5 protein-coding genes are annotated in these 4726 nt (G+C 69.3%); all 5 read left to right on the forward strand.

What is annotated here, in order from left to right:
* Window positions 1-74: 74 nt before the first annotated feature.
* Complete coding sequence (locus tag P3W85_RS11000) at window positions 75-1025, forward strand: ABC transporter permease (protein ID WP_276264808.1); 951 nt, start codon at window positions 75-77, stop codon at window positions 1023-1025.
* Between the two features lie 44 nt (window positions 1026-1069).
* Window positions 1070-1957, forward strand: a complete 888-nt coding sequence (locus P3W85_RS11005; protein ID WP_276264806.1) for an ABC transporter permease — start codon at window positions 1070-1072, stop codon at window positions 1955-1957.
* Between the two features lie 4 nt (window positions 1958-1961).
* Window positions 1962-3029, forward strand: coding sequence for an ABC transporter ATP-binding protein (locus P3W85_RS11010; protein WP_276264807.1), 1068 nt, complete (start codon window positions 1962-1964; stop codon window positions 3027-3029).
* 55 nt (window positions 3030-3084) lie between these two features.
* Complete coding sequence (locus tag P3W85_RS11015) at window positions 3085-4068, forward strand: ABC transporter ATP-binding protein (RefSeq protein ID WP_276264809.1); 984 nt, start codon at window positions 3085-3087, stop codon at window positions 4066-4068.
* Between the two features lie 106 nt (window positions 4069-4174).
* The coding region (locus tag P3W85_RS11020) for an amidase family protein (protein WP_276264810.1) at window positions 4175-4726 on the forward strand (552 nt) is incomplete at its 3' end.

The following is a 4726-nucleotide window of genomic DNA, read 5'->3' on the forward strand; positions in this document are numbered from 1 at the left end:
CCCGGCCGGCACCCACCGGCCAGGCACCCCGCAAACCACGGAGGGCGCCCGCGCTTTCCTTCCCGGCCACCATCATGCTCTACCTGCTTCGCCGCATCGTCTATGCGATTCCCATCCTGCTCGGGGTCGCCCTGCTGTGCTTCTCGCTGGTCCATATCGCCCCCGGCGATCCGCTGGTATCGGTGCTGCCTCCCGACGCCTCCGAAGACCTGCGCCGCCAGCTCACCGCGCTGTACGGTTTCGACAAGCCCTTCCTCGAGCAATTCGTCCACTGGCTCGCCCGCGCGCTGCACGGCGACCTGGGCACCTCCATCGCCACCAACCGCCCGGTCATGAGCGAGGTGATGACGGCGGTGATCAACTCGGTCCGGCTGGCCGCGGTGGCCACGCTGATCGGCTTCACCTTCGGCTGCCTGTTCGGCTTCGTGGCCGGCTACTTCCGCGATTCCGCCGCCGACCGCACCGCGTCCTTCCTGTCCGTGTTCGGCGTGAGCATGCCGCACTACTGGCTGGGCATGGTGCTGGTCATCGTGTTCTCGGTCTTCCTCGGCTGGCTGCCCGCCACCGGCGCGGGCCCGGGCGGCTCCGGCGACTGGCGGTGGGACTGGGAGCATATCCAGTACATGGTGCTGCCAGCGGTGAAGATGTCGGTGATCCCGATGGGGATCGTGGCGCGCACCATCCGCGCGCTGGTGGCCGAGATCCTCGCCAACGAATTCATCGTCGGCCTGAAGGCGCGCGGCTTGTCGGAACTGGCGGTGTTCCGCCATGTGCTGAAGAACGTCGCGCCCACCGCGCTGTCGGTGATGGGCCTGCAACTCGGCTACCTGCTGGGCGGCTCGATCCTGATCGAGACCGTGTTCTCCTGGCCCGGCACCGGCTTCCTGCTCAACTCGGCGATCTTCCAGCGCGATTTTCCGCTGCTGCAGGGGACCATCCTCGTGCTGGCCGTGTTCTTCGTGCTGCTGAACCTGCTGGTCGACGCGCTGCAGACCCTGTTCGACCCGCGCATCCAGCGCAACTGACGTAACCCACGTACTGACGTAACCAAGGCAAGCCGGGAGCCCCCATGGAAATGACTTTGAAAAAGCCCGCCGTTGCGCCCGTCGTGCAGCGCTCGCCCGGCTACTGGGCAACGGTGGGCCGGCGCCTGCTGCGCAACAGGCTGGCCATGCTGGCCGCGCTGATCCTGCTGGCCCTGGTGCTGATGGCGCTGTTCGCGCCGGCGCTGATGCCCGCCGATCCGTACGCCGCTTCGATCCTGCAGCGGCTCCGGCCGATCGGCACCGGGCAGTACCTGCTGGGCACCGACGAGCTCGGGCGCGACATGCTGTCCCGCCTGATGCTGGGCGCCCGCCTGTCGCTGTTCATGGGCATCACGCCGGTGCTGATCGCCTTCGTGATCGGCAGCGCGCTGGGCATCGTGGCGGGCTACGCCGGCGGCTGGACCAATACCGTGATCATGCGGCTGGTCGACATCCTCTACGCCTTCCCTTCCGTGCTGCTGGCCATCGCGCTGTCGGGCACCCTGGGCGCCGGCGTGGGTAATGCGCTGCTGTCGCTCACCATCGTGTTCGTGCCGCAGATCGTGCGCGTGGCGGAGAGCGTGACCACCCAGGTGCGCAACCGCGAGTTCGTCGATGCGGCACGCGCCTCGGGCGCATCGCCGCTGACCATCGTGCGCGCCCATGTGCTCAACAATGTGCTGGGCCCGATCTTTGTCTATGCCACCAGCCTGATCTCGGTCTCCATGATCCTGGCCTCCGGCCTGTCCTTCCTCGGCCTCGGCGTGAAACCGCCCGAGCCCGAATGGGGCCTGATGCTCAACACGCTGCGCACAGCCATCTACACGCAGCCGTGGGTGGCTGCCCTGCCGGGCGCGATGATCTTCCTGACCTCGATCTCCTTCAACCTGCTCGCCGACGGAATCCGCTCGGCGATGGAAATCAAGGACTGATGCCATGACAGATACCTTGCTCAATACCGATGTCGGCGGCCCGGCCCAGCCGCTGGTGATCGCGCGCGACCTGATCAAGCACTTTCCACTCAAGTCCAGGCTGCCCTGGCAGCGCGGCGGCGAGGTGCGCGCCGTCGACGGCGTCAGCTTCGAAGTCAGGAAGGGCGAGACGCTGGGCGTGGTCGGCGAATCCGGCTGCGGCAAGTCCACCACCGCGCGGCTGCTGATGCAGCTGATCGGGCAGAACAGCGGCGAGCTGATCTTCGATGCGCTTGGCGTCGGCTCGGCACAGTTGCCCATGAAGCGCTATCGCAGCCAGGTACAGATGGTGTTCCAGGACAGCTACGCCTCGCTCAACCCGCGGCTGACCATCGAAGAATCCATCGCCTTCACCGCACGCGTGCACGGCATCGGCGCCACCGAAGCCACCGCGCGGGCGCGCACCTTGCTGGACCGCGTGGGCCTGGAGCCGGTGCGCTTCGCGGGACGCTATCCGCACGAACTCTCCGGCGGCCAGCGCCAGCGCGTCAATATCGCGCGGGCGCTGGTGCTGCGCCCGCGCCTGGTGATCCTCGACGAAGCCGTCTCAGCGCTCGACAAATCGGTGGAGGCACAGGTGCTGAACCTGCTGCTCGAGCTCAAGGCCGAGTTCGATCTCACCTATGTATTCATCAGCCACGACCTGAACGTGATCCGCTACCTGTGCGACCGCGTGATGGTGATGTACCTGGGCAAGGTGGTCGAGGTGGGCGATACCGGGACGCTCTACGAGCGTCCCTCGCATCCCTATACGCGCGCGCTGCTGGCCTCGATGCCGGCGATGGACCCGGACCACCGCACCCTGGTCGCGCCGCTCGCGGGAGACCCGCCCAACCCGATCGACCCGCCATCGGGCTGCAGCTTCCACCCGCGCTGCGCCATGGCCGAGGCTGTGTGCTCGCACCGTGCGCCGCAACTATCCGACGCGCTGGCCGGGCACCCGGTGGCCTGCCTGATGGCCAACGCGGCTGGCGGCCACAGCCGGCAGATGCCGGCCCCGGCCGCCGCCGCTCCACTCGTTGCAACGCTCTGAGGGCCACATCGTGACAGCACCCAACCACAGTACGGCACCGCAAGCCACCGGCCCCATGGTGTCGGTACGCGATCTGCGCGTGACCTTCTCCGGCGGTGGCAAGACCATCCGCGCCGTCAACGGCGTATCGCTGGACGTGGCGCCCGGCGAGGCGCTCGCCCTGATCGGCGAATCCGGCTCGGGCAAGAGCGTGACGCTGCGCGCGCTGATGCGCCTGCATCCGCCGCGCCGCACCCGCATGGAAGGCAAGATCCGCATCGACGGCGCCGACGTCGCTGCCCTGGACGCCCGCGGGCTGGCCCGCCTGCGCGGCGGCAAGGTGGCGATGGTGTTCCAGGAGCCCCTGCTGGCGCTGGACCCGGTCTACACGGTCGGCCAGCAGATCATCGAGTGCATTCGCACCCATGCCAGGGTGTCCGCCGCCGAGGCGCGCCAGCGGGCGCTGCGCGCGCTGGAAGCCGTGCGCATTCCCAGCCCGGAGCGGCGCCTGGCGGCCTATCCGCACGAGATGTCCGGCGGCATGCGCCAGCGCGCCATGATCGCGCTGGCCCTGTCGGCCACGCCCAAGGTGCTGCTGGCCGACGAGCCCACCACCGCGCTCGACGCCACCGTGCAGATCCAGGTGCTGATCCTGTTGCGCGAACTGCAGCGCGAGCTGGGCCTGTCGATCGTGTTCGTCACCCACGATATCGGCGCGGCGGTGGAGATCGCCGACCGCGTGGCCGTGATGTATGGCGGACGCATCGTCGAGGAAGGCCCGATCCGCACCATCCTGCGCGAAGCGCGCCACCCGTACACCGTCGCCCTGCTGCGGAGCCGCCAGCACGGCATGGACCGCGGGCAACGGCTCGCGACCATCGCCGGCTCGCCGCCGGACCTGTCGGCCCTGCCGCCCGGCTGCAGCTTCGCGCCGCGCTGCCCGCATGCGCGCGCGCAATGCCTGGAAGCGGTGCCGCAGGCCATTGCGCTCGGCGGCGGGCATCGCGTGAGCTGCGTGCTGGCCGACGAAACGGTTGCCGCGGCCAAGGCCGTGGCCTGACCGTCCGGCGTCGATGCCAATGACGGACGGCACGCATTGCGTGCCATCCGTGCATGCCGCGCCGATCTCGCCTTTACTGATTGCTTCCCCGACCGTTACCGCACCCATGAACCTCGCCGCCCATCCTTCCCACGCCTTCCTGCCCTACCCGGCAGCGCCTGTCGCCAACGCCCCGGCCGGACCGCTCGCCGGCCTCACCTTCGCCGCCAAGGACCTGTTCGACGTGGCCGGCTACCCGACCGGCGGGGGCAACCCCCACGTACTGGCGATGTCAGGCGTCAAGACCGCCACCGCGCCCGCCGTGCAGCGCCTGCTCGACGCCGGCGCCGCCTTCGTCGGCAAGACGCATACCGATGAGCTGGCGTTCTCGATGAACGGCAAGAACGCCCACTACGGCGCGCCGGTGAACGGCGCCGCCCCGGGACGCATCACCGGCGGTTCGTCCTCCGGCTCGGCCTCCGCCGTGTCCAGCGGGCTCTGCGATTTCGCGCTCGGCACCGACACCGGCGGGTCGGTGCGCGCGCCGGCCAGCCATTGCGGCCTGTTCGGCATCCGCCCCAGCCACGGCCGCGTCTCGCTGGCGCAATGCCTGGCGCTGTGCGGCAGCTTCGATACCTGCGGCTTCTTCGCGCGGGATATCGGCACCTTTGCCCGCGTG

It is taken from the genome of Cupriavidus basilensis (assembly GCF_029335485.1).
Classification (GTDB): Bacteria; Pseudomonadota; Gammaproteobacteria; order Burkholderiales; family Burkholderiaceae; genus Cupriavidus; species Cupriavidus basilensis_E.

Excerpts from the sequence above, each read along its gene's own strand:
- P3W85_RS11000 (WP_276264808.1), top strand. The coding sequence starts at position 75 with ATGCTCTACCTGCTTCGCCGCATCGTCTATGCGATTCCCATCCTGCTC.
- P3W85_RS11005 (WP_276264806.1), top strand. The coding sequence starts at position 1,070 with ATGGAAATGACTTTGAAAAAGCCCGCCGTTGCGCCCGTCGTGCAGCGC.
- P3W85_RS11010 (WP_276264807.1), top strand. The coding sequence starts at position 1,962 with ATGACAGATACCTTGCTCAATACCGATGTCGGCGGCCCGGCCCAGCCG.
- P3W85_RS11015 (WP_276264809.1), top strand. The coding sequence starts at position 3,085 with ATGGTGTCGGTACGCGATCTGCGCGTGACCTTCTCCGGCGGTGGCAAG.